Raw genomic sequence first — 26,104 nt, 5'->3', positions numbered from 1 at the left:
GCCCCACGTGGTCGCGGTCCCCGGGTCCGCGCAGTCGTGGTCCCGGGTTCCTCGTGGTTGCGGTCGTCCTCTTTCCGCACCGGCGCGAAAGGCACGTTACGGCCTGAAACAGCTCCCCGTCCATGTTCGTACAACGTGCAACTACGCGGTGACGGAGCGAGGTGTGACACAAAACGCAGTCCCGGCGCTGTAGAGAGTACGGGTCGCCGCGCGGCCCGTGCCGCGCGACGGTCGGGGCCTCTCCTGTGGGGGGTGGCGGCCCCGGCCGTTGCCATCGGCGAGGAATCGGGCCGACGGCCTTGCGGAGACGGACGCCTGGCGCCGCGTCAGGGATACCCGTCGACAGCCGAGCAGCGGCACCCCGCGGTGCGGGACAGCTGCCGCCATCACGACAGAGACATCCGCCGCCCTCGCGGCACAGACACCGGCCGCCCTCGTGGCCCGGTCCCGGCCCGCCTGTCGCGGCCGTCACCCGGCTACCGCTCGCTCCTGGACTTCGCCGGCTTCGGTGTCGCGGCCGGGGTCTCCTGAGCCGGCGTCCCGTCCGCCGTCCCGGACTTCAGCGCGTCTCCCGCGCTCTCCTCGCGCCCCGTACCCTTCGCGCCCTTCGTCCCGGTGTGCGCGGCCAGTTGCCCGGCGCAGAACGCCTCGACCTTGTCCTCACCGCCGGCGGCCGTGACGAGCCGCTGCCAGGCGCGCGAGTCCAGGGCGTCGCCCCGGCCCTTCACCGACGCGTACGCACGGCAGTGGGCCTCGGTGTCCTGGGCGCGCGGCGGGCGGCTCACGAGGCCGCTAGGGGTCACGGCGCGGGGAGCACCGGGACCGACCGGGGCGGCGGCCTCGGGGAACCGGCCCGGAACGCTGTCGGACGCACGGGCCGTGGCTCCGCCCCGGCGCCCGGCGTCCTCGTGCGTGACCGGTCCGATGGCCGCGACGGCGACGCCGCCCAGGGTCAGGCCGGCCAGCAGGACGGCGAACGCGGCCCGCAGCGAACGGCTCGGCCCCTTCCGCTCCTTGGGGCGCCAGTCGTCCCTCCGCCGGGTGGGCGCGGAGTGCGCGCCGCCGTCCCGCGCGGACCGGAAGGCGGCCACGGCCCGCGTCTCCGCCGCCCGGTCGTCGCCCCGGCCGCGCATCGCCGCGGCGAGAAGCCCCTCCACGGGAGTCTCCACGCCCGCGGGATCCGCCGCGGGAGCGAGGCCCGTGCCTCCGGGGTCCGCCGCGCGAGCGAGGCCGGGACCGGGGGCCGCGCCGTCGCCGACGTGCCGTTCACGCATGCCGGGTCGCGCACCCGGTTCCCTGTGCGGTTCCACGTCCGGTTCCATCTCCGTCTGCCGCTCCGCCCCGCAACTCCTCGCCGTACCAGGACTCAGCTCCGCGCTCCACGACGTACAACGCGCTCGCGCCACACGACGTCCCGCACCCGCGGGACGACACCCGGCCATGGGCCGCCCGGGCCCCGGCCGGCGCCCCGCCGCCGTCCGGCAGCCGTCCTCCGCGTGACGACCGTCCGCCGTGCACCATCCGTACACCGGTCGAGTTCCTTCCGCCGTACGACGATGCCGTTCCGGACGACGGCGTGGTGCCGGCCGTTCCGGACGTCCTACTCATCCCGACTCCCCCAGCGTCCGGGGCTCCTCATCCGTCACACCCGCGCCACCGAGCTGGCGCGCGAGCCGCTTCAGTCCCCGGTGGGCGGAGGTCCGCACCGCGCCCGGCCGTTTGCCGAGCACACGTGCCGCGGCCGGTCCGTCGAGGCCGACGACCACCCGCAGGAGCACGGCCTCGGCCTGGTCGCGCGGCAGGCCCGCGAGCAGTTCCAGGGCGTATTCGGTGGACAGGCTCTCCAGTGCCTCGTCCTGGGTGCTGTGCCTGCCGGGCAGGTCCAGCGCGTCCTGCTCGATGGCGGTGCCCCGGGGCCTCACCCGCAGTCGCCGCAGATGGTCCAGCGCGCGATGCCGGGCGATGGTCGCGGTCCAGCCGCGGAACCCGGCGCCGTCCCCCCGGAACCGTCCCAGGTCCCGGGCGATCTCCAGCCAGGCGTCGGACGCCACGTCCTCGGCGTCGTCGCCGACGATGCCGCGCAGATAGCCCAGCAGTCCGGGCTGAACGATCCGGTACGCGGCCGCGAAGGCGAGCTCGTCGCCCTCCTGCGCCCGCGCCACGGCCGCGCCCAGTTCCGCGTCGTACGGCTGCGCGCGGCGGGGTTCCCCTCCCTGGCCCAACACTGTCCTCGTTCGCACCGAGTTCGCCCGAATGTGCCTGCCGGCGCGGCCGTCCGCGCCGACACCCTCATGGTCATCAGCGTCGGGTCCCACGGAAGTGTCACAGCGAGTCAGACACTCCGTCCGGGGGCACTCCGTCCGGGCCGGCGGGACCCGGCGCGGACCTCAGCGGGTGGCCTCACGGCACAGCAGACGCAGGGAGCCGTCGCCCGCATAGCAGCGGCGGGCCTCCTCGATCGGGTCCCACAGCCGTCCGTCGGGCGTACGGAGCCAGTGCTCGCCGCCGGTCTCCCACCACTCGGCGCCGGTGTGACGGGCGACCACCTCGCCCGCGTACGCGCCGAATCCGCGCAGCACGCTCTGGACGGCGGCGTACGGGGCCCCGTCCCCGCGTATCTCGTCGATCACGCGGTCGACGCGCCACAGGCTCTGTGCCGAGTAGTCGAGGCGCAGCCTGGCGCCCTCCCGCATGGCCGCGACCGTGTCGGCCGCCCAGCGAACGGGCTTCGTCGCAGCCGAGGGCCGAGTTGCTTGAGTTGCGTTCACACTCGGTAGAGCGTGACGGCGGTCGGATTCGTCACGGGTCCGGGCCGGGGTTCGCGACACCGGCCCATGACCGCCATGTCCGCCCCAGGACCCTCACAGGAACCCCTCGCGATCAAGGTTTCGGTGCGCCGGAGCCGTGTTTCCTCCGGCGCACCCTCGCGGGCCCGTCCCGGGACTACACCCGTCCGCGGGCCCTGCGGGAGACCACCGCTCGCAGGACGCGTCGCCCCTCCGTCGACGCGTCCAGCGCCAGCCGCAGTCCGCCCGTGCCGTGCTCGGCGAGCAGTTCCAGGACGGAGACCTGGCGGCGCAGTTCGGCGGCGACGAGCGGGGACATGCCCTCCGTGCGCCCCTCACGGCGTGCCGTCACGCACGCCTCCGCGTCGTCGGCGTGATCGAGGAACCGGTGGACCTGCAGCGCCGCCACCGAGCAGGCGTCCGACCAGGCACGCAGTTCCTCCTCGGAGGGCTTCGCGGGGACGGCGTCCAGCATGCCCCGGGCGAGCAGGGCGGCGTGATCCTCGTCGGTCACGGCCGGCTCGGGGTCCTCCGCGTCCATCTTGGCGCGCGCCTCGTCCAGGCGCGTTCCCCACTCGGCCCAGGTGTCCGGCTCCGCCAAGCTGGCCCACAGGGGCCGCAGGACGTCGTCGTCACCGCCGAGGAGCGGTACACACCGATCCAAACAAGCCAGACCACTCGCTGCCAGACCTCGCTCGTCGGCCCGAGCGATCAGTTCCACCAGACTCATCGCGACTCCCTCGAAATGCCTCGACAGGGCGCCCTTGCCTTACGGAGCCCGCACTTCCCCTTACTGCGTGCAACGGACCCGGAGTGTCACAGTGCGAGCCCACCTTGCCGTTCGACGAGCCGAATGAACAGGTTTTCAGCCAAAGACGCACTCCGGGACCGGCACAATTCCGTGCCCGTCAGCCGCCGACCGCGGCCGGGTCCTCCTGCACCCGGCGGGGAAGAAGACCTCGGTGCCGATCCGGACCCGCCGGAACCGGATCAGGAAGCCGACGCCGCCGGCCAGGAGAGCGGTCGGCTGTGCCCGAGCGGCGGACGGACCGAGCGGGTCCGCCTCATCGGCCCGCGGACCGGTCCCGCTCGGGCCTGGCGGGGGCGCTCAGCCCAACTGCCCCGCCAGCGCCTTGAACTGGGTCCAGGAGAGGGATGGTGTGCGCGGGTCCCACAGTTTCTGGGTCAGGGCGCGCAGCGGCATGCGGATGCCCGCCGCGACCTGGTCCTGGGTCTGGGAGTTCGAGAGGTCGCACCAGACGGCGAAGGACCCGCCGAGGATCTGGGAGTCGTACCGCGCGGGCACCGGCGTCGTACCGCGCAGGACGAGGGGCGTCCACTGCTCGTAGATGCGCTGCCCGGTCGGATAGACGAAGGTCTGGGGTTCGCCGAGGACGTAGTACAGGTACTCGTCGTTGTAGTTGATGACCTTGCGGCCCGCGCTCAGATACTCCACGGGCTGCCGGGCGCCGATCTCCTTGCCGGTCCAGTACGCCACCTGGAGGCTGCCGTCGGCCTGGACCGTGCTGCTGCGGAAGAAGCCGTCGTTCCAGGCCCGCGCCGTCCGGCCGTGCCCGTGGACCACCTTGGCGCGGTCGTTCAGCCAGCCGGTCGTGAGGTCGGCGACGCCCGCGCCCGCTCCGTACCTGTTCCTGGCCGCGGTGACGAGCTGTGGGAAGGACGCCGCCGGGTTGGCCACCGTCAGGGCCTGGTACTCGTCGCCGCCGAGGTGCCAGTCGGTGCCGGGGAACAGACCCGCGTACTCGTTGAGCAGATCGTCGACGATCTTCGCCGAGGCGGGCTTGGAGATGTCCACGGCGCCGCGGATGGGGACGCCCGACACGTTGCGGAGCTGGAGATCGGGGTGCGCCGCGATGACCGCGCCGAGGTGGCCCGGCGAATCGATCTCGGGCACGACGGTGATGTGCCGGCTCGCCGCGAGTGCGACGATCCGTCGCACCTCGTCCTTCGTCAGATGCTGCCGCGACACGATCTCGGGGTGTGTGTCGGACTCGATGCGAAAGCCCTGGTCGTCGGAGAAGTGCAGGCCGAGCTGGTTGTACTTCAGGTCCCCCAGCTCACGCACCCGGTCCTCGATCCAGGCCGCCGTGAAGTGCTTGCGCGCGATGTCGAGCATGAACCCGCGGACCGGCTTCGCGGGCCGGTCGCGTACGACGCCCTCCGGCGCCGTACCGCCGCCGTGCACCTCCTGCTTGAGCGTGCGCGTGCCGTGGAAGACCCCGGCCTCGGCGGGCCCGCTGACGGTGACCCGGCCGTTCTTGACGGTCAGGGTGTACGACTCCGGGCCCGCCTTGCTCTTGTCGAGGCCCAGTTCCACGTCGCCGGCCTTGGCGGCCGCCCGTCCCGCGTACGTCAGTTTCAGCTCGCCGGCGAGCAGCTTGCCCTCGTCGGCGAGGCCGTTGTCGTCCACGACCACCCGGGCGCCGGTGGCCGGGCGCCAGCCGGGACCGTGGGCCGCGGTGTGCTCACGCACGGCGGGGATGGTGCGTGGCGCCTTGGAGAGGGGGTAACTCCGGGTCGGCGAGGGACTGGGAGCGGCCACGGCTCCGGACCGGTCCGCGGACGGTACCCGCGCCCCGGCCGGCCCGCCGCCCCCGTCGGGCCAGACCACCACGGCCACCGCGACGACACCGGCGACCGCCAGACCGGCCGCGAGGAGTTTGCCCCGCCCGTTCTGTCCCGACCGCCGCCGACGCGGCGCGCGCCGCCTGCCACTGCTCACTCCGCCACCCTCGTCTCACCGCGCCCGCTGCGCTCACTTCACGGCGCCGGCCGTGCGGCGCCCACTTCACCGTGCCGTCGCCAGGCCGGTCCTTCCTACAGGTGTACTCCCTCGTCGAGGTGGCCACCTCTTCGGAGCACCTCGCCGGACCGGTTCTCCACTCCCACCCCGAACTCTGCCCCGGCCGTCACCCGAACCGTCCACCACACGCTCCGAAACTCTCCCGTGCGGGTGAAATCCGGGCATCCGTCGGACAGGTCCCGACACACCTCGATAGCGTGAGTGGCACAGCTTTCACTCCCGCCCCTGCCGAAACACACGTATCGCACGCACGTCACGCTCACCGGACGTCGCGCGTCCCACCCCCACGCCGAGGACCCACGCTGACGTCTCACCGTCTCCCACGCCTCCCCGGCCAGGTCGCCCTCCCCGAGCAGAAGAGCGCGGAACCGTCCCCGGTCCGCCTCGACGGGTTCAACTCCGCACCCGCCGAAGAGGTCACCCAAGCCCTGCTCTCCTGCTGCCGCAGCCTGCGCTGGGTCCACCGTCTGGCCGACCACCGCCCCTACCCGGACCTCGGCTCCCTGTTGGCCGCGGCCGACGAGGCGGCGTACGACCTGACCCCCGCCGACCTGGCCGAAGCCCTGGCCGGCGAATCGCTCACGCCGCTCCCGGACGGCGCGTACTCCGCCGCCCACACCGCGCTGAGCGCCGCGCACGCCGCCTACGAGAGCAGATTCGGGCATGTGTTCGTCATCTGTCTGGACGCATTCTCTCCCGGCGAGGCCCTCGACCAGGTCCTCGGCGGCATCCGGTCGCGCCTGGCGAACGACCCGGAGGAAGAGCGGGTCGTCACCGCCGACGAGCTGCGCCGACTGGCCCGCGGGCGGCTGACCCGGCTCGTCCGTCAGTTCGCCCACGAGGCACGACCCGCCGACACGCCGCGCCCGGAATAGCCCGAACGTGCCTGATTGATTGCCAGTTTGATCACATTGATAGGGCCGCTGTAAGCGTTCCGACAACACGTCGCTACGATGGCCGGGGCCGGTGGACCGTACCCGGCCGGGCCCGACCGACAGAGAAGCCGGCGCGGCCCCAATCCCCGCTCCCGGAGGGTTCTTCCGTGCCGGCTGGAACGCTGTACCGCGGCCGGGAAGGAATGTGGTCCTGGGTGGCTCATCGAGTCACCGGCGTCCTCATCTTCTTCTTCCTGTTCGTACACGTGCTGGACACCGCTCTCGTCCGTGTCTCCCCCGAGGACTACGACAAGGTCGTAGCCACGTACAAGACGCCGATCGTCGCGCTGCTGGAATACGGCCTCGTGGCCGCCATTCTCTTCCACGCGCTCAACGGCCTGCGTGTCATCGCCGTCGACTTCTGGTCCAAGGGCCCGCGCTATCAGAAGCAGATGCTCTGGACCGTCGTCGGTATCTGGGTCGTGCTGATGTTCGGGGCGCTTTACCCCGTCCTCGGTCACGCATTCCGCGAAGTATTCGGGAGCTGACGCAGATGTCCACTACTGACACCGCCGCTTCCGGTATCGGCCCCGTAGAAGGCTCCGGAGATTTCTCGGCCTACAGCGTCGACAACCCGGCCCCCTTCATCGAGGCCCCGCGCAAGCGCACCAAGAAGACCCCGAAGTCGACCCGCGGCAACTTCGAGATGTACGGCTGGCTCTTCATGCGCCTGTCCGGCATCGTCCTGGTCGTCCTGGTCCTCGGCCACCTGCTGATCCAGCTCGTCCTCGACGGCGGCGTCTCCAAGATCGGCTTCGCCTTCGTGGCCGGCCGCTGGGCCAGCCCGTGGTGGCAGGCCTGGGACCTCGCGATGCTGTGGCTGGCCATGCTGCACGGCTCCAACGGCCTGCGTACCGTCATCAACGACTACGCGGAGCGCACGAACACGCGCCTGTGGCTGAAGGGCCTGCTGTACACCGCCACGGTGTTCACGATCCTGCTGGGCACGCTGGTGATCTTCACCTTCGACCCGAACATCCGCTAGGCACGGGGCTGAGGCAACCACTCATGAAGATCCACAAGTACGACACCGTCATCGTCGGCGCCGGCGGCGCCGGCATGCGCGCCGCCATCGAGGCGACGAAGCGCAGCCGCACCGCCGTGCTGACGAAGCTCTACCCCACCCGCTCCCACACGGGCGCCGCGCAGGGCGGCATGGCCGCCGCGCTCGCCAACGTGGAAGAGGACAACTGGGAGTGGCACACCTTCGACACGATCAAGGGCGGTGACTACCTGGTCGACCAGGACGCCGCCGAGATCCTGGCGAAGGAGGCCATCGACTCGGTCCTCGACCTGGAGAAGATGGGCCTGCCGTTCAACCGGACGCCCGACGGGACGATCGACCAGCGCCGCTTCGGCGGTCACTCCCGCAACCACGGCGAGGCCCCGGTGCGCCGGTCCTGCTACGCCGCGGACCGCACCGGTCACATGATCCTCCAGACGCTGTACCAGAACTGCGTCAAGGAGGGCGTGGAGTTCTTCAACGAGTTCTACGTCCTCGACCAGCTCATCGTCGAGGTCGACGGGGTCAAGCACTCGGCGGGCGTCGTCGCCTACGAGCTCGCGACCGGCGAGATCCACATCTTCCAGGCCAAGGCCGTGATCTACGCGTCCGGCGGCACCGGCAAGTTCTTCAAGGTGACCTCCAACGCGCACACCCTGACGGGTGACGGCCAGGCGGCCGTCTACCGTCGCGGGCTGCCGCTGGAGGACATGGAGTTCTTCCAGTTCCACCCGACCGGCATCTGGCGCATGGGCATCCTGCTGACGGAGGGCGCCCGCGGTGAGGGCGGCATCCTCCGCAACAAGGACGGCGAGCGCTTCATGGAGAAGTACGCGCCGGTCATGAAGGACCTCGCGTCCCGTGACGTCGTGTCCCGCTCCATCTACACCGAGATCCGTGAGGGCCGCGGCTGCGGTCCCGAGGGCGACCACGTCTACCTCGACCTCACGCACCTCCCGCCGGAGCAGCTCGACGCCAAGCTGCCCGACATCACGGAGTTCGCGCGGACCTACCTCGGCATCGAGCCCTACACGGACCCGATCCCGATCCAGCCCACCGCGCACTACGCCATGGGCGGCATCCCGACGAACGTCCAGGGTGAGGTCCTCTCGGACAACACCACCGTCGTCCCGGGCCTGTACGCCGCCGGTGAGGTCGCCTGTGTCTCCGTGCACGGCGCCAACCGCCTCGGCACGAACTCGCTGCTGGACATCAACGTCTTCGGGCGCCGGGCCGGTATCGCGGCCGCGGAGTACTCGGCGAAGGCGGGCTACGTCGAGCTGCCCGAGAGCCCGGCCGAAAAGGTCGTGGCCCAGGTCGAGGGCCTGCGCGCCTCCACGGGCACCGAGCGGGTCGCCGCGATCCGCCTGGAGCTCCAGGAGTGCATGGACGCCAACGTGATGGTGTTCCGCACCGAGCAGACGATCAAGACGGCGGTCGAGAAGATCGCGGAACTCCGCGAGCGCTACAAGAACGTCTCGGTCCAGGACAAGGGCAAGCGGTTCAACACGGACCTGCTGGAGGCCATCGAGCTGGGCAACCTGCTCGACCTGGCCGAGGTCATGGCCGTCTCCGCGCTCGCCCGCAAGGAGTCCCGCGGCGGCCACTACCGCGAGGACTACCCGAACCGCGACGACGTCAACTTCATGCGCCACACCATGGCGTACCGCGAGGTCGGCGACGACGGCACCGAGTCCATCCGTCTCGACTACAAGCCGGTCGTCCAGACCCGCTACCAGCCGATGGAGCGTAAGTACTGATGGCTACTCCCACTCTGGACAAGGCGGACGCGGCCGGCGCACCCGAGCCCGGTTTCGCCGACTCCCCCTACATCACCGCCACGTTCCGCATCCGCCGCTTCAACCCGGAGGTCTCGGCGGAGTCGGTCTGGGAAGACTTCCAGATCCAGATCGACCCCAAGGAGCGTGTCCTCGACGCGCTGCACAAGATCAAGTGGGACGAGGACGGCACGCTCACGTTCCGCCGCTCCTGCGCCCACGGCATCTGCGGGTCGGACGCCATGCGGATCAACGGCAAGAACCGGCTTGCCTGCAAGACGCTGATCAAGGACCTGAACCCCGCGAAGCCGATCACGATCGAGGCCATCAAGGGCCTGACCGTGCTGAAGGACCTCGTGGTCGACATGGACCCGTTCTTCCAGGCGTACCGCGACGTGATGCCCTTCCTCATCACGAAGGACACCAACGAGCCGACGCGCGAGCGTCTGCAGTCGGCCGAGGACCGCGAGCGGTTCGACGACACGACCAAGTGCATCCTGTGCGCTGCGTGCACGTCGTCCTGCCCGGTGTTCTGGAACGACGGCCAGTACTTCGGTCCGGCCGCCATCGTGAACGCCCACCGCTTCATCTTCGACTCGCGTGACGACGCCGGAGAGCAGCGCCTGGAGATCCTCAACGACAAGGACGGTGTGTGGCGCTGCCGCACGACGTTCAACTGCACGGACGCCTGCCCGCGCGGTATCGAGGTCACCAAGGCGATCCAGGAAGTCAAGCGCGCGCTGATCACGCGCCGCATCTGACGGCCGTTCCGCTGTGTCCGAAGGGCCCCGCTCCTCTCCCGGAGCGGGGCCCTTCGGCGTGCGGCCGGTCCGGGTCAGAGCTGGCTGAGGATCGTCGGATCCGTGATCCGCAGGTCGTCCGCGAGCAGCATCGCCTTGCTGAGGATCACCGCGAGCATCCCGTCGCCCTCGAAGGGCAGATAGCCGGCCCGCGGGCCTCCCGCCGCGGACTTCGGGACGATGCACAGGTACTGGTCGTTCGGGCTCATCAGGATGTTGCCCGAGCCCAGATGGATCTTGTACGTGTGCCGCTCGCCCTTCACGTGCAGGAAGCGGCCCTCCAGGGTGCAGCGGTCGGCTATCGCCAGCCGGGGGATCAGCCGGTCGAGCAGGGCGCGGCGGGTCTGCGCGGTCTCGTTCAGGTCGCCGAAGCCGTACGACGTCCAGTACTCCTGGAAGCGGCCGCCGGGGCCACCGTCCTGCCAGGTCGGGTCGTTGCCGACGCTGGAGACGCCGACGAACAGGTCGACGTCGCGCAGGACCTCGGACAGGACGAGCGGCGGGATCTCGGTGAGGGGCAGCGGCTCGACCGGGTCACGGCCGTCGCGCAGCCGCATGCTGTACTCGCCGCCGTAGCAGTGCGCCGAGTTCTGCGGGGCGTCGATCGGGTAGAAGCGCACCTGGTCGGTGTGCAGCCGCAGATAGCTGCCGGACTCGGTGGTGTCCTCGCCGTACTCGCCGTCGCCGGTGATCCAGTACTCGGCGCGCAGCCCCCACAGCGGCAGCTCCCGGGTGGCCGGGGGCGCCTCGTCGTCGACGCAGAGGCGGAGTTTGTTGCGCCAGCCCCTGGCGGCGGCGAGGGAGTTGAACTGGTGCTGGCGCACGACGTGGGCGGCGAAGCGGTTCGAGTACGTGCCCGTCGCGCGTTCGGCGTCGGTGAGGAGGTAGACCTCACGGTGGGCCTGTTTGAAGGGCTGGGTGATCTCGTGCCGCTCCAGCCAGTCCCGCCAGGCGACGACCTCGGCGGGCTCCCGGCCTACGGGGTGCCAGAGGGTGACCTCCCCGCCCGCCGTCACCGGGTCGTCGGTGAGGGTGCGCAGCTCGCCGTCGGCGAACCCGGCCGGTGTGCCGTCGACCGTCCACAGGAGCCGGCGGGCGAGGGTGCCGACGATCGGGTGGTCGAGGTAGCGCTCGCGCCAGGTGTCGTACGCCCAGGTGCGCCGGGCGAGGAACTGCCGGTCCAGGCGCTCGGTCTGGGCCGAGAGCATCTTGTCGATGTCCTTGACGGCCGTCTTGAGTTCCTTGAGCTCCTCGGCGTGGTCGCGCCGCACGGCGGCGGGCACGCTCTTGACGGCCTTGCCGCTCGCGTTGTGCCAGCTCAGCACGGCGCGTGAGCCCTGGACTTCGAGAAGCGCGGTGCTGTCACCGAACTCGTGACGCGCCTGCCCGACGCCGGTGAGCCCGTACGCCGGGACGGCCAGTTCCTCGATCTCCTCCCGGGTGAGCCCGAGGGCGGTGGCCTTCGCCTCCAGGAAGCCGTCGACGATCTTGGCTGTGGCCTTGTACGTCACCCGGGTGGCCAGCCGGGCCAGTTCGGCGAGGGCGGACTCTCCGTCGACGCGGGACAGCGCGATCACACCGGCGTTGGCGACCTTCGGGTTCCGCGGGCCCAGTCCGGCGACCTTCTTCAGGGAGGTCTCGACGAGCGCGCCGAGGGCCCGGGCGGTGTCGGGGTGGGGCGGCAGCAGGGAGACCAGCCAGGCGAGGCCCCGCAGCGCGTTGGCGTTGTACGGGTCGAAGGCGTTGTTGATGTCGGCCTCGTACCCCCGGACCTCCAGCGGGTGGGTGCGGGGGCGGCCGACGAGGGCAAGCCAGGACAGCGCGGCGGCGCGGACCCGGTCGGCGCCGAGGTCTTCCACGAGGGCCTGGGCCCGCTGGTCCCACTTGGCGGAGGGCTTGGAGGCGGTGGCGGTCGTCAGATGGGTGAGCAGGGCCTGCCCGTCGGGTGTGGAGGAGTCGCTCATGGCCTGCTCGGCCCATTCCTCGCCGACGTTGAGGACGGGGCTCGTGAGCTTCTTCAGCAGGGCCGTGACGAACTGGCGGCGGTAGGTGTCCATGCCGGTGCGGCGGAGGACCGCGACGACGGTCGGGTCGAGGTCGCGGCCGGCCGCCAGTTCGGCCTCGGCCAGGATGTCCGCCCGTGTCGCGTACCAGACGGTGTTCTGCCGGCCGAGTTCTTCGAGCTGTGTCGCCCGCTCGTCGGCGAGCGGGTACTCCGGGAGGCCGTGCGAGACGGCGGCGAGCATGGTCAGTACGTGGTTGCGGGGTTCCGATCTGCTGCCGACCGTGTGATAGCCCTCCGCGAGCGCGCCGGCCAGTCTTTCCCGCTGGTCGGCGGGGAGCGCGCTCAGCAGGCCGAGGATCTCGCCCCAGCCGCTGCCCCATTGGCCGGTGTTGACCAGTGCGGCCCTGAGGAGGTCGGTGGCGAGCCCTCCCATGTTGCCCTCGGCCGCGTTCGAGCGGATCCACCCCAGATGCGTCTTGGTGTCGGCCATCGTCATCCCCCCACCAGCGCGACGAGCTTGAGGAAGGTGACCTCGGTGCCCAGGACCAGCTCGATCTCCTCGTCGAGGCCGGTCATCTGACGCTCCCCCACGAGCACCAGGAAGCCGTTCCCGGCGAAGGCCCGCAGCGCCAGCTCGCACTGCGCCTCCGGGTCTATCCGGCGGGGCGTACGCAGCGCGTAGCCGTTCAGCACGCGCTCGGTGTCCTCGGGCTGCACGAGCCCCTGGAACACCTCCGGCATGCTCGCGTTGTACTCGGCGACCTCCTGGAAGACCCGCCGCCGGATCAGCTCGCGCACCGCGAGCCGCTCCTCGGCGATCTCGATCCCCCAGCCCGCGCCCCGCCCCCCACTGGTCGTCTCGTCGACGAACGTCACCATTCCCATGCCGCCGAGAGTACGAGCCCCCACTGACAACGGACTCCCCGGCCCGGGTCGTTCCGGGCCTGCGCCGAACCCCGCTCCTAACCTGATGGCATGTCAGATGACGTGTCACGCGAGTCGTGCGAGTTGCTCGGGATCGACAACACGCTGTTGCCCGTCGGGGATCTCGGTGAGGCCGTGGGGTTCTACGAGCGGGCCGGGTTCCTGCCGGCGTTCCGGCTGGACGAGGCCGGGATCGCCGTGCTGAAGGTGGGCAAGGAGACGCCCGGGGTGCTGCTGCGGCTGGACGGGGAGCTGAGCCACCGGCCGCCGCCGTGGGCGTCGCCACGGCTGTGGGTGGAGGTGCCGGACGCCCGCGCGGCGGCCCGCTCCCTGGCCGCCGCGGGCATCGCGGCCCTCGACGAACCCTTCTCCGGCGCCACCGGCTGGACCGTCGAGATCGCGGACCCCTGGGGCAACGTCATCGGTTTCACCGACTACACCAAGCGGCCCGAACTGGCCCGCAGGGCCCGGGGATAGCCCCCGGCTCCCGCTCGCCCCGTATCCGACTTGAACATGTTCAAAAGGAGGTCTACATTCATCCCAGACAGCGTTTTGAACGCGTTCAAGAAGGGGTGGGGACATGGACCTCACAGTCGTCGCTTACGTCATCTATCTGCTGGTCAGCATCGCGCTGACGGTCTGGGTGGCGCGCACGCTGAGCCACAATGGACGGATCTTCCTGTCGGACGTCCTGCACGGCAACGAGAAGCTCGCCGACGCCGTCAACCACCTGCTGGTCGTGGGCTTCTACCTCGTCAACCTCGGCTTCGTCGCCCTCTATCTGCACCAGAGCGACGAGATCTCCAACGCCCGCGAGATCTTCGAGGCCCTGTCGACCAAGCTGGGTGTCGTCCTGCTGATCCTCGGCGTGATGCACCTGGGCAACGTCTACGCCCTCAACAAGATCCGGCGGCGGGGTGTCATGGAGCGGGAGCAGATCCCGCCGGTGCGGCCGACCGACTGGGTCGCCCCCACGGCCGGGGCGTGAGACCGGTGACCGCCGCCTCGGCCACCCGGGACCGGGACGCGGCACGCGTCCCGGTCCTCGGGCTCACCGTCCTCTACGACGCGCACTGCTCGCTGTGCGCGTTCCTGAAGAAGTGGCTCGCCGGGCAGGCGCAGCTCGTACCGCTGCGGTTCGTGCCGGCCGGTTCGGAGGAGGCCGCCCGGAGCTGTCCGGGGCTCGACCACCGCGCCACCCTGGACGAGATCACCGTCGTGGGGGACGCCGGGCAGGTCTACCAGGGAGCCGCCGCCTGGATCGTCACCCTCTGGGCACTGCGCGACTACCGGTCACTGGCCCACCGGCTGAGCACGCCCACGGGTGCGAGGCTGGCCAGGGGCGCGACCCTCGCCGCCGCCAAGTGGCGCGAGGCGCAGTCGTCCCGGCGGTGGGGCGGCGGCGCGTACGAGTGGGGCGACGGCTGGAGCTACCACCCGACCGCCGGATGGACCTTCGAGCCACCCGCCTGTGACAGCGGCGGATGTACGACGGTTCCCAGTCGTTAGGCTCGTGCCGTGCCAGCACCGAAAGACAGCCCCGGCCCCATCGGCTCCGCCGAGCCCAGCGCGGCCTCCGAGCCCGCCAAGTCCCCGGGCAAGGAGGCGAAGAGCCCGGCGAAGAGCGAACAGACCCGGGCCCTGATCCTGGAGACCGCGATGCGGCTCTTCCAGGAACGGGGGTACGACAAGACGACGATGCGAGCCATCGCCCAGGAGGCCGGGGTCTCCGTCGGCAACGCGTACTACTACTTCGCCGGCAAGGAACACCTGATCCAGGGCTTCTACGACCGGATCGCCGCCGAACACCAGGAGGCGGTCCGGGAGGTACTGGACCGCGAGACGGACCTGGAGGCCCGGCTCGGCGGTGTCCTGAAGGCATGGCTGGACATCGCCACGCCGTACCACGAGTTCGCCGTGCAGTTCTTCAAGAACGCCGCCGACCCGGACAGTCCGCTCAGCCCCTTCTCCCCCGAGTCGGAGCACGCGCGCCGTGAGGCGATCAGCGTCCACAAGGAAGTGCTGGCCGGGGCGAAGACCAAGGTGCCGGAGGAACTGCGCGAGGTGCTGCCCGAGCTGATGTGGCTCTCCCAGATGGGGCTCGTCCTGTACTGGGTCTTCGACCGCACCGAGGGCCGCGAGCGCAGCTACCGGCTCGCCGAGCGCGGCGCGCGTCTGACGGCGCGCGGCGTCTCACTGGCCCGCTTCCGGCTGCTGCGCCCGCTCGTCCACGAGGTGCACGAACTGTTCACGGACTTCCTGCCCGGCATGACGAAGGCCCTGCCCGACCCGGCGAAGAAGACGGACCGAGGCCCCGCGGACCCGGCGAGGAAGCCGCGCCGACGCCCCGCGGACCCGGCGGGGGAAACGGACTGAGAGGCGCCCGCCGAGGCGGGCGCCACCGTGCGCCGGGACGGTCCGGCGCACGATGGCCGGCGGCCGGCGGCCTCAGTTGACCGCGTCGGCGTCCACCTCTCCCTGGACCAGTTCCACGTCGTGCACCAGCGGCTCGTCGGTCACGACGACGTGCCGGGCCCGCGCCCCGTACGAACGGGCCGTCGCCGACAGCAGATACGTCCCCGGGGCCGGGACCGAGACGATGTAGGAACCGTCGGCCAGCGAGGTCACCCGGTCGAGCTGCCGGCCTCCCTTGGACAGCAGCGTGAGGACCGCCCCGTCGACGGGCTCGCCCTCCGTGTCACGGACGAAGCCGTGCACGGCCGAGGCACCGCCGCCGGCCGGCGCGGCCTCCTTCGACGGCTCCTCCGCGGGCTCCACCGCCAGATGCGGCAGTCGCCTGTCCAGCCACGGGGGCAGCCACCAGTTGGAGTCGCCGAGCAGATGCATCGCGGCGGGCACCAGGGCCGTGCGCAGGATGAAGGCGTCCAGGGCGACCGCGGCCGCGAGGCCGACCCCCGCCATCGCCGCTCCCGCGTCCCCGCTCAGGACGAAGGCGAGGAAGACGCACACCATGATCAGGGCGGCCGAGTTGATGACGCGGCCGGTCTCGGCCAGCCCGACGCGCACCGCGCGCGCGTTGTCCTTCGTGTGCACCCACTCCTCGTGCATGCGGCTCACCAGGAACACCTGGTAGTCCATGGAGAGGCCGAACAGCAGCGAGAGCATGATGACCGGCAGGAAGGCGTTGATCGGACCCTCCCTGCCGAGGCCCAGCAGGTCCAGGCCCCAGCCCCACTGGAAGACCGCGACCAGGACTCCGAAGGACGCGGCGGCCGCGATCAGGTTCATCAGCGCGGCCGTCAGCGGGACCACCAGGGAGCGGAACGCGATCAGCAGGAGCAGGAAGCCGAGCCCGATGATCGTGGCGATGAACAACGGCAGCCGGTCGCCGGTGATCGTGGCGAAGTCCTTGGACACGGCGGTGACCCCGCCGACGTGGGCCGTCGCCCCGGCGTCCGGGATCACCCGGTCCCGCAGGGTGTCGATGAGCCGGTCGGTCCTCACCGACTGCGGTGACGTCGTCGGCACCACCTGGATCACCGTCACGCCGTTGGCGGGCGGCAGCGCGGCGACCGCGGCGACCCCGGGCGTGCCCTCGATGCTCTTCGCCAGGGCGTCCGTGTCACCGCCGGTCACGACCACCTGCAGCGGACCGTTGAAGCCGGGCCCGAAGCCCTCGGCGAGCAGGTCGTAGGCCTGCCTGGTCGTCGTCGTGCCGTCGTCGTTGCCCTGGTCGGTGGCACCGAGGTGCAGCGACAGGACGGGGAGCGCGAGGACGGCCATCACGGCCAGCGCGAGGGCGGCGATCGTACGGGGCCGACGCTGCACGCTCATCGACCAGCGGGCCGCGGCCCCGCTCGCCCGCTCCGGTTCCGGACCGTTCGCGGCCAGTTTGCGCCGCTGGCGGCGGCTGAGCACCCGGGTGCCGAGGACGCCGAGGAGCGCGGGCAGCAGCGTGGTGGCGGCGAGCACGCTGAACACGACGGTCAGGGAGGTGCCGATGACCACGCCGTCCAGGAAGCGGAGGTTCGTCACGAGCATGCCCGCGAGCGCGATGCACACCGTGCCGCCCGCGAACAGCACCGCCCGTCCGGAGGTGTTGAGGGCGACGACCGCCGACTCCTCGGACTCCAGGCCCCGCAGAAGACCGCGCCGGTGCCGGGTGACGATGAACAGCGCGTAGTCGATGCCGACGCCGAGGCCGATCAGGGTGGCCAGCAACGGGGCCAGATCCGGGATGTCCGTGGTGTGGCTGAGCAACTGCGTGGAGAACAGCCCCGTACCCACCCCGAAGACCGCGATGCCGATCGGCAGCAGCATGGCGAACAGCGAACCGAAGGCGAGGAAGAGGACGACCGCCGCGGCCAGGACGCCGACCATCTCGGCGAGCCCGGTGGGCGGCTCCTGCACCCGCTGGATCGCCTGACCGCCCAGCTCCACCTGGAGCCCGGCCCGTTCGGCACCCTGCGCGGTGTCGACGACGTCCTGCACCAGTTCCTTCGGTACGGCGTTCGCCTGCTCGGCGAACGTGATCTGGGCGTACGCGATCGTGCCGTCACGGCTGATCTGCGCGGCGCCCCGCTCGCCCTGGTACGGACCCGCGACCTGGCCCACGCCCTTCATGCCCGCGATCTCGTCCAGCACGGGCTGGATCCGGTCGCGCACGGAGGCGTCCTCGACCGTGCCGTCCGCGACCTTCCACACCACCGTGTCGGTGTCCCCCGCGCTGTCCGGGAAGGCCTTCTCCATCTGGTCGTACGCACGCTTGGAGTCCGTGTTCGGAAGGGAGAACACGTTCGCGTAGTCCGTGCCCGCGGTGGTCGCCGCGAACCCCAGACCGAACAGCGCGCCCACCCACAGCAACAGGACCACCAGCCGGTGCCGATAGCACCACCGTGCCAATACCGCCACGTTCAACGCTCCTTAGTCGGTCGGTCCCCCAGGTCCTGGGCACCAGGATTCGCGGCCGGGCACGCCGGTGGACACGACCCGCGCATGACTCTCAAGGAACTCCAAGGAGCGAACGGCCCACGCCGTCAACAGCCCAGCCGATACTGGGGACATGACCGCTCACGAGGCAGCCACCGTGCTCGTCGTCGAGGACGAGCCGAGCATCGCGGACGTCCTGACCATCGCGCTGCGCTACCACGGCTTCGAGGTGATGGCCGCGGGATGCGTCCGCGAGGCCCTGGCCCTCGCCGAGCGCACCCGCCCCGACGCGGCCCTGCTCGACGTGATGCTCCCGGACGGCGACGGCCGGGCGCTCGGCCGTGAACTGCGCCTGCGGCAGCCGGACCTGGCCGTCGTCTTCCTCACCGCGCGGGACGCGCCCGCCGAGATCGTCGGCGCGCTCGGCTTCGGCGACGACTACATCACCAAGCCGTTCAACATCGACGAGGTCGTCGCCCGCATCACCGCCGTCCTGCGCCGCACCCGGCCCGACGACGTCCTGCCCCAGCGCCCGCCCCTGCGCTACGGCGACCTGGAGCTGGACGAGACGACGTACCGCGTCCACCGCGCGGGCACCACGGTCGAACTCACCCCCACCGAGTACGCGCTGCTGCGCTTCCTCGTCCGCAACGGCGGCCGGATCGTGCCCAAGGAGCAACTCCTGCGCCATGTCTGGCAGTACGAACACCCCGCCGAGTCGACGGTCGTCGAGACGTACATCAGCTACCTGCGGCGCAAGCTGGAACCACTGGGTCCCCCGGTGATCAAGACCCGCCGGGGCGTGGGATACGGGCTCGCGTGAACCCGCCCCTCCGGCCCGGCTGCCGGCCCGCGCGCCGCAGGCACGGCATCCACTCGCTGCGCGGCCAGCTCACGATCGCGAACGTGGGACTGCTGGCCCTGGGCATCGTGGTGGCGACCGCCGTGAGCCTGATGGGCATGCGGCACTATCTGCTCGACCAGGTGGACGCCCAGCTCCTCAAGACCCGTACGTCACTGGGCGGTTCGCAGCTCACCATGCGCCAGATCGACTCGCTGAGCGCCCTCGCGTTCGTGCACGAGCGGATCGGACCCGCCGCGGACGAGTCGTCGAAGCCGGAATCGATCTTCGCGGCCGTCGACCGGAACGGCCGGGCCGTCGAGGTGGCGGGCTACGAACCCACCGACACCCAGCGCGCGTTCGCCGCCGTCGTGGGCGACCCCGGCGGCCTCACCCGCGCCGTCGACCCGCGCGACGTCACCGTGCGCGGCGCCGACTACCGGGCGACCGGGACGCGGCTCGCCGACGGGACCTACGTCCTGTTCGGCAGCTCGACCGACGGACTGCACAAGGGCATCGCGAAGGCGCTCAAGCTCGATCTGGCCGTGGGCACCCTGCTGTTGGCGCTCCTCGCGTGCCTGACGATGTTCAGCGTGCGCCGCCGGATGCTGCCGCTGGAGGCCATGGTGGAGACCTCGTCCGCCATCGCCGAGGGCGATCTGACCCGGCGCGTCCCCTCCAGCCAGCATCCGACCCAGGAGGTCGAACAGCTCCGGCTCGCGCTCAACTCCATGCTGCACCAGGTCGAGTCGGCCTACCGGACGCGCGAGGACAGCGCCGCCCAGCTCCGCCGGTTCGTCGGCGACGCCTCGCACGAGCTGCGCACCCCGCTGGCGGCCATCCGCGGCTACCTCCAGCTCTACGAGAAGGGGATGCTGACCGACCCCGTCGAGCGCAAGCGTGCCTGGGACCGCATGAACGCGGAGGCCGACCGGATGGGCCGGCTGGTCGACGAGCTGCTCACCCTGGCCCGCCTCGACCAGCGGCCCGAGCTGCGCTTCAGGAACGTCGACCTGAGCCGGCTCGTGCGGGACGCGGCCGCGGACCTGCGGGCCCAGCAGCCCGGCCGCCCGGTGACCGTGGACGCCGACGGCACCCTGCTCGTACAGGCCGACGAATCGGGGCTGCGCCAGGTGCTGGGCAACCTCGTCGGCAACGTACGCACCCACACACCCGGCGACGTGCCCGTGCGGCTCGGTCTGGAGCGCGCGGACGGCGTCCTGCGGCTGTGTGTCGCGGACAAGGGCCCCGGGCTCTCGGAGGCGGACGCGGCGCGTGTCTTCGACCGTTTCTTCCGGGCCGGCGGCGGCGCGGGCAGCGGGCTCGGGATGGCGATCGTGGAGGGCGTGGTGCGGGCCCACGGGGGGAGCGTCGCGGTCCGGACGGCCCCGGGCGAGGGGCTGGCGGTGACGGTGACGCTGCCGGTGCGGGGCCGGTGACACCGCGGAGTCTGCCGCGGCCGTAGGGGAACCCCTCTCGTACCACTCTGACCTGTGGAAACGAACTTGGACAGAAGCTGACCGAGGCGGTTGAACACGGGCCGCCGCGGCCCCGTACACCACGACGAGGGCGCTTCGGCCGCTTGCGATCGGCCCGCCACGCCACCACCGCGCTTCGCACGGAAGGACCGCCGGGTTGTCGTTCAAAACGAGCTCTCGACAGCTACCGAACACGGACGAGACGCCTTCGCGCGACGAGCCGACGCAGGAGCCGCACGCGGACGCGGACCCCGACACGGACACCGACACCGACACCACTACGGATGAGGACGCCGCCGCCTCGGGTGAGGGAGAGGCAGCGGCCGGGGCGGCCCCCGACGTCACCACGACCGAGGAGGCCGCCTCGATCGGTTCCGGCGCCCCGGTGGAGACTCCGCCGGAAGCCGCCTCCGGTGAAGAGGCGGACCCCGACGGGAGCGACGACGGAACGGCCGCCGGCACGTCCGGGACCGACGTCCCGGACGAAGGCCGGGCCGAGGACGCGGGTGCCCCGGCCGACACGGTTCCGGGTGCCGTCGGCACGGCGCCCGAGACCGACACCCGGGCCGGCACCGCGACCGGGACCGAAGCGCCCGGCGAGACCGGCGCGGACGCCGACGCGTCCTCGCCCGAGGACGACGCCCGCGACACCCCCGACACCCCGAGCGCCCCCGACGTCCCCGACGCCGCCCTCGGGGACGGGGCCGGGGGCGGCGAGGAGCCTCCGGGGGACGAGCCGTCCGGGTCCGGCCCGGGGAGCGGGTGGCGGGGCCGGCATCCCGGTGCCGCCCGCGCCCTCGCCTGGACGACCACCCTCGTCGCCGCCGCGCTCGTCCTGTTCGCGCTGCTCATGCCGAGCCAGGAGGACAGTTTCCGTCCGGCGGAATTCCTGCGGCTCCCGGTGGAGGCGATCTTCGGTGGCGCGCTGCTGATCGTCCTGCCCCGCCGGCCGCGGATCGCGCTGTCGGTGGCCGCCGGGCTGCTCCTGGGCGTGCTGACGATCCTGAACATCCTCGACATCGGCTTCCACGAATACCTCGGACGGGGTTTCAACCTCGTCCTCGACTGGTCGCTGTTCGCCGACGCGCAGGCCTACCTCGAGGACACGTTCGGCCACGGCGGCGCGCTCGGCATCGCGGCGCTGGCCGTGGCGCTCGTGATCACCATCCCGGTGCTCATGACGCTGTCGGTCGTCCGGCTCGGCAGCCTGGTGGCCAGGAACACCGAGACGGCGACCCGCACGACCCTGGTCCTGGCCATGGCCTGGGTCACCTGCGCGGCGCTCGGCGTGCAGTACACCGGGGTGCCCATCGCCTCCGAGCACACCGCCCTGGTCGTCCAGGACCGGGCGGCGCGGGTGCGGAGCACCCTGCGGGACGAAGCCGAGTTCGCCAGGATCGTCAAGAAGGACGACTTCGCGAACACGCCGCCCGACGAGATGCTCACCGACCTGCGCGGCAAGGACATGATCGTCACGTTCATCGAGAGCTACGGCCGCAGCGCCGTCGAGGACCCGGTCATCGCACCGGACGTCGACGCGACCCTGACCGCGGAGAACGAGAAGCTGACCCAGGCCGGTTTCGCGGCGAAGAGCGGCTGGCTCACCTCGGCCACGTACGGCGGCAGCAGTTGGCTCGGCCACTCGACGTTCCTGTCGGGCCTGTGGATCAACAACCAGCAGCGCTACCGCACGGTGACCGCCGGCGACCACCTCTCCCTGATCAGCGCCTTCAAGAAGACGGGCGACTACGACACCGTGGGCGTCATGCCGGGCATCCAGAAGGGCTGGCCCGAGCAGAAGTTCTACGGCATCGACAAGCTCTACGACGCCTTCCACCTCGGGTACAAGGGACCGAAGTTCAGCTGGTCGACCATGCCCGACCAGTACGCCCTGACCGCGTTCGAGCGCCTGGCGCACGGCAAGAAGCACGACAAGCCGCTGATGTCGACGATCATCCTGACCTCCAGCCACCAGCCCTGGGCGCCCATCCCGAAGACGGTCCCCCAGGACCAGGTCGGCGACGGCTCGGTCTACGACGCCATCCAGAAGGCCGGCAAGGATCCCGGCGACATCATCACCAGCTCGCAGAAGTCGAAGGTGGAGTACGGCAAGGCGATCTCGTACTCGGTGACGAGCCTGGTCGACTACCTGGTGAAGTACGGCAACAAGAACACCGTGCTGATCTTCCTCGGAGACCACCAGCCGATAGCGCGGGTCAGCGGCAACCACGCCAGCCGCGACGTGCCCGTCTCGATCGTCGCCAAGGACCCCAAGGTGCTCGACAAGATCGCCGACTGGGGCTGGACGGACGGAATCCAGCCCGAGCACAACGCTCCGGTGTGGAAGATGAGCTCGTTCCGCGACCGCTTCCTGACGGCGTACGGATCCACGCCACACCCCTAGGAGCACCGGCTGTGACGACAGCCCCGGCTCCCGGGGCCGTCGTCACAGCCAGTTCAGCCGCCAGAGGCGGAAGACTCCGGTGCCGTCGGACAGGTACTGGCCGCCGCTGATGTCCTCCGTGCTGATGACGTAGTCCTTGCGCTGCCACAGGGGAACCAGCGGGACGTCCTCCGCGACGCGCGTCTGGAGCCGCCGGAACGCGTCCGCCGTGCGGCTTCGGTCGGCGTCGTCCTGCGTCTCCTTGATCAGACGGTCGACCTCGTTGCTGGTGTAGCCGTTCTTCATGCTGTTGCCGGTGCCGACGAGCTGCGCGCCGAAGGTGTCCGCGTCGGGATAGTCGGCGACCCAGCCGACCGCCCAGGCGTCCAGCCCGCCCTCCGCGTACTTCTTCTGGAACTCGGTCCACTCGAACCCCTCGGTCGTCACCTTGAAGAGTCCGTCCGCCTCCAGTTGCCGCTTGAGCTCGGCCGCCTCCTCGCCCGCGGCACCGCGTCCCTCGGCGAACCCGTAGGTGAAGCGCACGGGCAGGGAGACCCCGGCCTCGGTCAGCAGGGCCCGCGCCTTCTTGGGATCCGGTTTCGGATAGGCGTCGAAGAACGAGGTCGCGTGCCCGGTGATGCCCGCCGGGATCAGCCCGTACAGCGCGTCGGTGGTCCCGCGGTACGTCCGGTCGACCAGCTCCTGGCGGTCGATCAGCGAGGCGAGGGCCTGCCGGACCCGCCGGTCGTGCAGCGGCGAACTCTCGCGCACGTCGAGGACGAGGTTGCGGGTCTCGGCGCTCTCGGCCTCCGTGACGCGTTGCGCGGGGTCGCTCGGTGAGAGGGCGGCGAGCACGGCGGGCGGTAACTGACGGGCCACGACGTCGAGCTCCTTCGCCTTCCACGCCACCTGCAGCGCCTCCGAGTTGGCGTAGTAGCGCAGCACGACGGGGCTGCCGAGGCCGTCGACGGCGCCCAGGTAGCGAGGGTTGGGGGCGAGGACGGCCTGCGAGCTCTGCGTGTACGTCTTCAGGACGTAGGGTCCCGTGCCGTCGACGCCGGAGCCGGTGCGCAGGCTGCGCCTGGGGTAGCGGGTGCTGTCGACGATCGACCCGGCGCCGGTCGCCAGCTTGAACGGGAAGGTCGCGTCGGGCGAGGACAGATGGAAGACGACGGTCCGGCCGCTCGCGTCCACGCTGCCCAGGGTGGCGAGGAGTGAGGCGGGCCCGACCTCGTCGTTGATGCGCTTGACGCGGTCGAAGGAGAACTTCACGTCCTCGGCAGTCATCGTGCGCCCGCTCGGGAACGCCAGGTCGTCACGGAGCGTGCAGCGGTACGTGCGCAGGCCCGTGTCGGTGAACGCGCAGCTCTTGGCGGCGTCCGGGACGGGCTTGGCGCCGCCGGGCTCGAAGGTGAGCAGCGACTGGAAGACATTGCTGAACAGAGCCCAGGATCCGGCGTCGTAGGCGCCGGCCGGGTCGAGCGAGGTGACGGCGTCCGTGGTGCCCACGGTGATGGTGCGGTTGTCGTTCCCCTTCGCCGGCAGGAGCTGCCAGCCGGCCACACCGGCGCCCGCGACGACGAGTAACGCCACCAGAATCCATAAGCGAACCGATCGCATCGGTGCCCTCCCCAGGCGCCCCGCACACCACTCCCTTAGTGGCGCGGATCACCTAATCACAGGAGTTTCGGCCGGGGAAGCGAATCGGGAAAGTGCTCAGGACCGACGAAAATGATCTTTTCCGTCCCTCTTTCACAGGGGATTCTCAGGCTTCGCGTGACGCCAGCTCGACGACGGTGATGTCCGAGGGCGCGCCGACCCGGGTGGGCGGCCCCCAGGCTCCGGCGCCCCGGGAGACGTAGAGCTGTGTGTCGCCGTAGCGGTCCAGGCCGGCGACCGTCGGATTGGCGGCGGCCGCGATGAGATTGCCCGGCCAGAGCTGTCCGCCATGGGTGTGTCCGGACAACTGGAGGTCGACCCCGTGGCGTACCGCTTCATGGATCTGTACGGGCTGATGTGCGAGGAGCACACAGGCTCGTGTCGTGTCGCGGTCTCCGAGCGCCTTGCCGAAGTCGGGTCCCTGTCCCTCGCTCTCGCCCTGGAGGTCGTTCACGCCGGCGAGGTCGAATCCGGCCAGCTCGGTCCGCGCGTTCTCCAGGGGATGGATCCCCAGCTCCCGCACCTCCTGGATCCACTGCTCGGCTCCGGAGAAGTACTCGTGGTTCCCGGTGACGAAGTAGGACCCGTGCCGGGCGCGCAGCCCGGCGAGCGGTGCGGCGGCGGGGCCGAGGTTCTTCACGCTGCCGTCGACCAGGTCACCGACGACGGCGATCAGATCGGGCTGCGTGGAGTTGATCGTGTCGACGACCTTCTGCGCGAATCCGCGTCCGAGCACCGGTCCGAGGTGGATGTCGCTCACGACGGCGATCCGGAAACCGTGGGCGGACCGGGGCAGTTTGGCGAGCGGCACGGTGACCCGCTTCACCCTGGGCCCGCGCAGCACGCCGTACGTCCCGTGGGCCACGGTCCCGACGGCGACGGCCGCGGCCGTGCCACCCACGACCCGCGAGACGAACAGCCGCCGCGAGGGCACGGACACGGCTTCCGCCGGTTCGGCGGACCCCACCGGTCCAGCGGGCCCCTCCGTTTCAGCCGGCCCCGCCGGCTCGGCCCTGCCCGCCGGTTCCGGCGCCTCCGCGGGTCCGGGCCGCTCCTTCCCCGCCGGTGCCGCGCCGGAGGCGGATCGCGCACTCGCGCGCGGCTCCGCACCCTCGGCGGCCACGGGTGCCGAGGAGCCGTCGGTCTCCTGCCGCCGGGCCGCCCTGCGCGCGTCGGCGCGGAGCAGGAGCGGCCGTACGAGCTCCCCGGCCAGCAGCGCCAGTACGAGGTAGAGGCTCAGCGGCATCCACAGGAATCCGGGCCAGGCCAGCGTCCGCTGGAGCACGAAGGGAGCGCCCGCGCGCTCGGCCACGAGGGCGCCGACCATCAGCAGCGGCGCGGCGACGAAGAGGACCGTGCCCAGCCGACGGGCCGGTCCGGGCCCGCTCGTGGTGTCCCGCACCAGCCGGCGCCATGCGTACCAGTGCAGGCCGCCGAGCACGGCCAGCACGGTCAGGCCCACCAACACGAACAAGATGACCATGACGCCGTATCCCCCGTTATGACGTCTGGCGCAAAGCGCGTACGCCGCGCAACCCGATGACCCCGACGACCGTCCCAAGGACAAACGACACGACGGCGAGCGTCAGGTGCACCCAGAAATACGCGGTCGGATCGCCCGCGTCGTCGAACGCGAGCCCACTGGCGTCTTTCCAGAGATTCTTAGCGAAAGTGACCCAAATGACCCAACTCCACACCCCGAAGGCGAGCAGGAACCAGGACACGGGGCGGCTGAGCTTCATGCGTTCAGTATCGCCGTCGGCCACCGTGATCCGGCGCCGGGGTGGAGAGGGCGAGG

23 protein-coding genes are annotated in these 26,104 nt (G+C 71.1%); 12 read left to right on the top strand and 11 right to left on the bottom strand.

The annotated features are described in order from the left end of the window. Window positions 1–476: 476 nt before the first annotated feature. The 5 genes from ACWEBX_RS20440 to ACWEBX_RS20420 all read right to left on the bottom strand — a co-directional run bounded on the left by ACWEBX_RS20440 (window position 477) and on the right by ACWEBX_RS20420 (window position 5,529). Window positions 477–1,274 (bottom strand): hypothetical protein, encoded by a 798-nt coding sequence (locus ACWEBX_RS20440; RefSeq protein ID WP_451886240.1) that lies wholly within the window; start codon window positions 1,272–1,274, stop codon window positions 477–479. Window positions 1,275–1,604: 330 nt separating this feature from the next. Continuing rightward, window positions 1,605–2,222, bottom strand: a complete 618-nt coding sequence (locus tag ACWEBX_RS20435; protein ID WP_451886239.1) for an RNA polymerase sigma factor — start codon at window positions 2,220–2,222, stop codon at window positions 1,605–1,607. A 165-nt stretch (window positions 2,223–2,387) separates the two neighbouring features. Continuing rightward, a complete protein-coding gene (locus tag ACWEBX_RS20430) occupies window positions 2,388–2,768 on the bottom strand; it encodes a hypothetical protein (RefSeq protein WP_451886238.1) in 381 nt (126 codons plus the stop codon). A gap of 175 nt (window positions 2,769–2,943) precedes the next feature. Beyond that, the gene (locus ACWEBX_RS20425) at window positions 2,944–3,516 is read right to left on the bottom strand and encodes a hypothetical protein (protein WP_451886237.1); all 573 of its coding nucleotides are present in this window, start codon (window positions 3,514–3,516) and stop codon (window positions 2,944–2,946) included. Between the two features lie 378 nt (window positions 3,517–3,894). Further along, window positions 3,895–5,529: a beta-N-acetylhexosaminidase gene (locus ACWEBX_RS20420; protein ID WP_451886236.1), complete on the bottom strand. Its 1,635-nt coding sequence runs from the start codon at window positions 5,527–5,529 to the stop codon at window positions 3,895–3,897. A gap of 383 nt (window positions 5,530–5,912) precedes the next feature. Between ACWEBX_RS20420 and ACWEBX_RS20415 the strand changes: the two genes are divergently transcribed. From ACWEBX_RS20415 to ACWEBX_RS20395, 5 genes are all read left to right on the top strand, one after another. Beyond that, window positions 5,913–6,485, top strand: coding sequence for a 2-oxo-4-hydroxy-4-carboxy-5-ureidoimidazoline decarboxylase (locus ACWEBX_RS20415; protein ID WP_451886252.1), 573 nt, complete (start codon window positions 5,913–5,915; stop codon window positions 6,483–6,485). 167 nt (window positions 6,486–6,652) lie between these two features. Then, window positions 6,653–7,033, top strand: a complete 381-nt coding sequence (sdhC, locus tag ACWEBX_RS20410) for a succinate dehydrogenase, cytochrome b556 subunit (RefSeq protein ID WP_355759678.1) — start codon at window positions 6,653–6,655, stop codon at window positions 7,031–7,033. Window positions 7,034–7,038: 5 nt separating this feature from the next. Next, window positions 7,039–7,530: a succinate dehydrogenase hydrophobic membrane anchor subunit gene (locus ACWEBX_RS20405; RefSeq protein ID WP_355759680.1), complete on the top strand. Its 492-nt coding sequence runs from the start codon at window positions 7,039–7,041 to the stop codon at window positions 7,528–7,530. Between the two features lie 23 nt (window positions 7,531–7,553). Continuing rightward, window positions 7,554–9,308, top strand: coding sequence for a succinate dehydrogenase flavoprotein subunit (gene sdhA / locus ACWEBX_RS20400; protein ID WP_451886235.1), 1,755 nt, complete (start codon window positions 7,554–7,556; stop codon window positions 9,306–9,308). After that, on the top strand, window positions 9,308–10,087 hold the full coding sequence (locus ACWEBX_RS20395; RefSeq protein ID WP_355759684.1) for a succinate dehydrogenase iron-sulfur subunit: 780 nt from the start codon (window positions 9,308–9,310) through the stop codon (window positions 10,085–10,087). Before sdhA ends, ACWEBX_RS20395 begins: the two co-directional genes overlap by 1 nt. A 74-nt stretch (window positions 10,088–10,161) precedes the next feature. Here the strand turns inward: ACWEBX_RS20395 and ACWEBX_RS20390 are convergent, their stop codons facing one another. Both ACWEBX_RS20390 and ACWEBX_RS20385 read right to left on the bottom strand, forming a co-directional pair. Beyond that, entirely contained in the window at window positions 10,162–12,627 is a 2,466-nt protein-coding gene (locus tag ACWEBX_RS20390; RefSeq protein ID WP_451886234.1) for a DUF4132 domain-containing protein, read from the bottom strand. Beyond that, window positions 12,624–13,016 (bottom strand): hypothetical protein, encoded by a 393-nt coding sequence (locus tag ACWEBX_RS20385; protein ID WP_451886233.1) that lies wholly within the window; start codon window positions 13,014–13,016, stop codon window positions 12,624–12,626. Before ACWEBX_RS20385 ends, ACWEBX_RS20390 begins: the two co-directional genes overlap by 4 nt. Before the next feature lie 90 nt (window positions 13,017–13,106). Here ACWEBX_RS20385 and ACWEBX_RS20380 point away from each other — a divergent pair, with 90 nt between their 5' ends. From ACWEBX_RS20380 to ACWEBX_RS20365, 4 genes are all read left to right on the top strand, one after another. After that, the gene (locus ACWEBX_RS20380; protein WP_451886232.1) at window positions 13,107–13,532 is read left to right on the top strand and encodes a VOC family protein; all 426 of its coding nucleotides are present in this window, start codon (window positions 13,107–13,109) and stop codon (window positions 13,530–13,532) included. A 103-nt stretch (window positions 13,533–13,635) separates the two neighbouring features. Continuing rightward, complete coding sequence (locus ACWEBX_RS20375; protein ID WP_451886231.1) at window positions 13,636–14,043, top strand: hypothetical protein; 408 nt, start codon at window positions 13,636–13,638, stop codon at window positions 14,041–14,043. Continuing rightward, window positions 14,040–14,564, top strand: a complete 525-nt coding sequence (locus ACWEBX_RS20370) for a thiol-disulfide oxidoreductase DCC family protein (RefSeq protein ID WP_451886230.1) — start codon at window positions 14,040–14,042, stop codon at window positions 14,562–14,564. The genes ACWEBX_RS20375 and ACWEBX_RS20370 overlap by 4 nt, the downstream gene beginning before the upstream one ends. 150 nt (window positions 14,565–14,714) lie before the next feature. Next, window positions 14,715–15,431, top strand: coding sequence for a TetR family transcriptional regulator (locus tag ACWEBX_RS20365; protein ID WP_451886251.1), 717 nt, complete (start codon window positions 14,715–14,717; stop codon window positions 15,429–15,431). Between the two features lie 72 nt (window positions 15,432–15,503). Here ACWEBX_RS20365 and ACWEBX_RS20360 read toward each other — a convergent pair whose 3' ends face one another. Further along, window positions 15,504–17,918, bottom strand: coding sequence for an MMPL family transporter (locus ACWEBX_RS20360; protein WP_451886250.1), 2,415 nt, complete (start codon window positions 17,916–17,918; stop codon window positions 15,504–15,506). Window positions 17,919–18,078: 160 nt separating this feature from the next. On the opposite strand from ACWEBX_RS20360, the gene ACWEBX_RS20355 reads away from it, so the two are divergent. The 3 genes from ACWEBX_RS20355 to ACWEBX_RS20345 all read left to right on the top strand — a co-directional run bounded on the left by ACWEBX_RS20355 (window position 18,079) and on the right by ACWEBX_RS20345 (window position 22,668). Further along, window positions 18,079–18,768, top strand: coding sequence for a response regulator transcription factor (locus ACWEBX_RS20355; RefSeq protein WP_451886229.1), 690 nt, complete (start codon window positions 18,079–18,081; stop codon window positions 18,766–18,768). Continuing rightward, window positions 18,765–20,225 carry an ATP-binding protein gene (locus ACWEBX_RS20350; RefSeq protein ID WP_451886228.1) on the top strand — a complete coding sequence of 487 codons (1,461 nt, stop codon included), beginning with the start codon at window positions 18,765–18,767 and terminating at the stop codon, window positions 20,223–20,225. Before ACWEBX_RS20355 ends, ACWEBX_RS20350 begins: the two co-directional genes overlap by 4 nt. 196 nt (window positions 20,226–20,421) lie before the next feature. After that, entirely contained in the window at window positions 20,422–22,668 is a 2,247-nt protein-coding gene (locus tag ACWEBX_RS20345) for a sulfatase-like hydrolase/transferase (protein WP_451886227.1), read from the top strand. Window positions 22,669–22,710: 42 nt separating this feature from the next. On the opposite strand, the gene ACWEBX_RS20340 is transcribed toward ACWEBX_RS20345, so the two are convergent. From ACWEBX_RS20340 to ACWEBX_RS20330, 3 genes are all read right to left on the bottom strand, one after another. Then, the gene (locus ACWEBX_RS20340) at window positions 22,711–24,267 is read right to left on the bottom strand and encodes an ABC transporter substrate-binding protein (RefSeq protein WP_451886226.1); all 1,557 of its coding nucleotides are present in this window, start codon (window positions 24,265–24,267) and stop codon (window positions 22,711–22,713) included. Between the two features lie 145 nt (window positions 24,268–24,412). Beyond that, window positions 24,413–25,789, bottom strand: a complete 1,377-nt coding sequence (locus ACWEBX_RS20335) for a metallophosphoesterase (protein ID WP_451886225.1) — start codon at window positions 25,787–25,789, stop codon at window positions 24,413–24,415. Between the two features lie 16 nt (window positions 25,790–25,805). Further along, window positions 25,806–26,048, bottom strand: a complete 243-nt coding sequence (locus tag ACWEBX_RS20330) for an SCO4848 family membrane protein (protein ID WP_355759704.1) — start codon at window positions 26,046–26,048, stop codon at window positions 25,806–25,808. Window positions 26,049–26,104 lie beyond the last annotated feature (56 nt).

The sequence above is a fragment of the Streptomyces sp. NPDC005070 genome, from assembly GCF_053600395.1.
This window is presented reverse-complemented; position numbering and strand designations above follow the sequence as displayed.

What these genes read in the sequence shown, in the direction of transcription:
- ACWEBX_RS20440 (WP_451886240.1), bottom strand. Translation starts at nt 1,274, where the DNA reads ATGCGTGAACGGCACGTCGGCGACGGCGCGGCCCCCGGTCCCGGCCTC.
- ACWEBX_RS20425 (WP_451886237.1), bottom strand. Translation starts at nt 3,516, where the DNA reads ATGAGTCTGGTGGAACTGATCGCTCGGGCCGACGAGCGAGGTCTGGCA.
- ACWEBX_RS20405 (WP_355759680.1), top strand. Translation starts at nt 7,039, where the DNA reads ATGTCCACTACTGACACCGCCGCTTCCGGTATCGGCCCCGTAGAAGGC.
- sdhA (WP_451886235.1), top strand. Translation starts at nt 7,554, where the DNA reads ATGAAGATCCACAAGTACGACACCGTCATCGTCGGCGCCGGCGGCGCC.
- ACWEBX_RS20395 (WP_355759684.1), top strand. Translation starts at nt 9,308, where the DNA reads ATGGCTACTCCCACTCTGGACAAGGCGGACGCGGCCGGCGCACCCGAG.
- ACWEBX_RS20390 (WP_451886234.1), bottom strand. Translation starts at nt 12,627, where the DNA reads ATGACGATGGCCGACACCAAGACGCATCTGGGGTGGATCCGCTCGAAC.
- ACWEBX_RS20385 (WP_451886233.1), bottom strand. Translation starts at nt 13,016, where the DNA reads ATGGGAATGGTGACGTTCGTCGACGAGACGACCAGTGGGGGGCGGGGC.
- ACWEBX_RS20380 (WP_451886232.1), top strand. Translation starts at nt 13,107, where the DNA reads ATGTCAGATGACGTGTCACGCGAGTCGTGCGAGTTGCTCGGGATCGAC.
- ACWEBX_RS20375 (WP_451886231.1), top strand. Translation starts at nt 13,636, where the DNA reads ATGGACCTCACAGTCGTCGCTTACGTCATCTATCTGCTGGTCAGCATC.
- ACWEBX_RS20365 (WP_451886251.1), top strand. Translation starts at nt 14,715, where the DNA reads ATGCGGCTCTTCCAGGAACGGGGGTACGACAAGACGACGATGCGAGCC.
- ACWEBX_RS20355 (WP_451886229.1), top strand. Translation starts at nt 18,079, where the DNA reads ATGACCGCTCACGAGGCAGCCACCGTGCTCGTCGTCGAGGACGAGCCG.
- ACWEBX_RS20340 (WP_451886226.1), bottom strand. Translation starts at nt 24,267, where the DNA reads ATGCGATCGGTTCGCTTATGGATTCTGGTGGCGTTACTCGTCGTCGCG.
- ACWEBX_RS20335 (WP_451886225.1), bottom strand. Translation starts at nt 25,789, where the DNA reads ATGGTCATCTTGTTCGTGTTGGTGGGCCTGACCGTGCTGGCCGTGCTC.
- ACWEBX_RS20330 (WP_355759704.1), bottom strand. Translation starts at nt 26,048, where the DNA reads ATGAAGCTCAGCCGCCCCGTGTCCTGGTTCCTGCTCGCCTTCGGGGTG.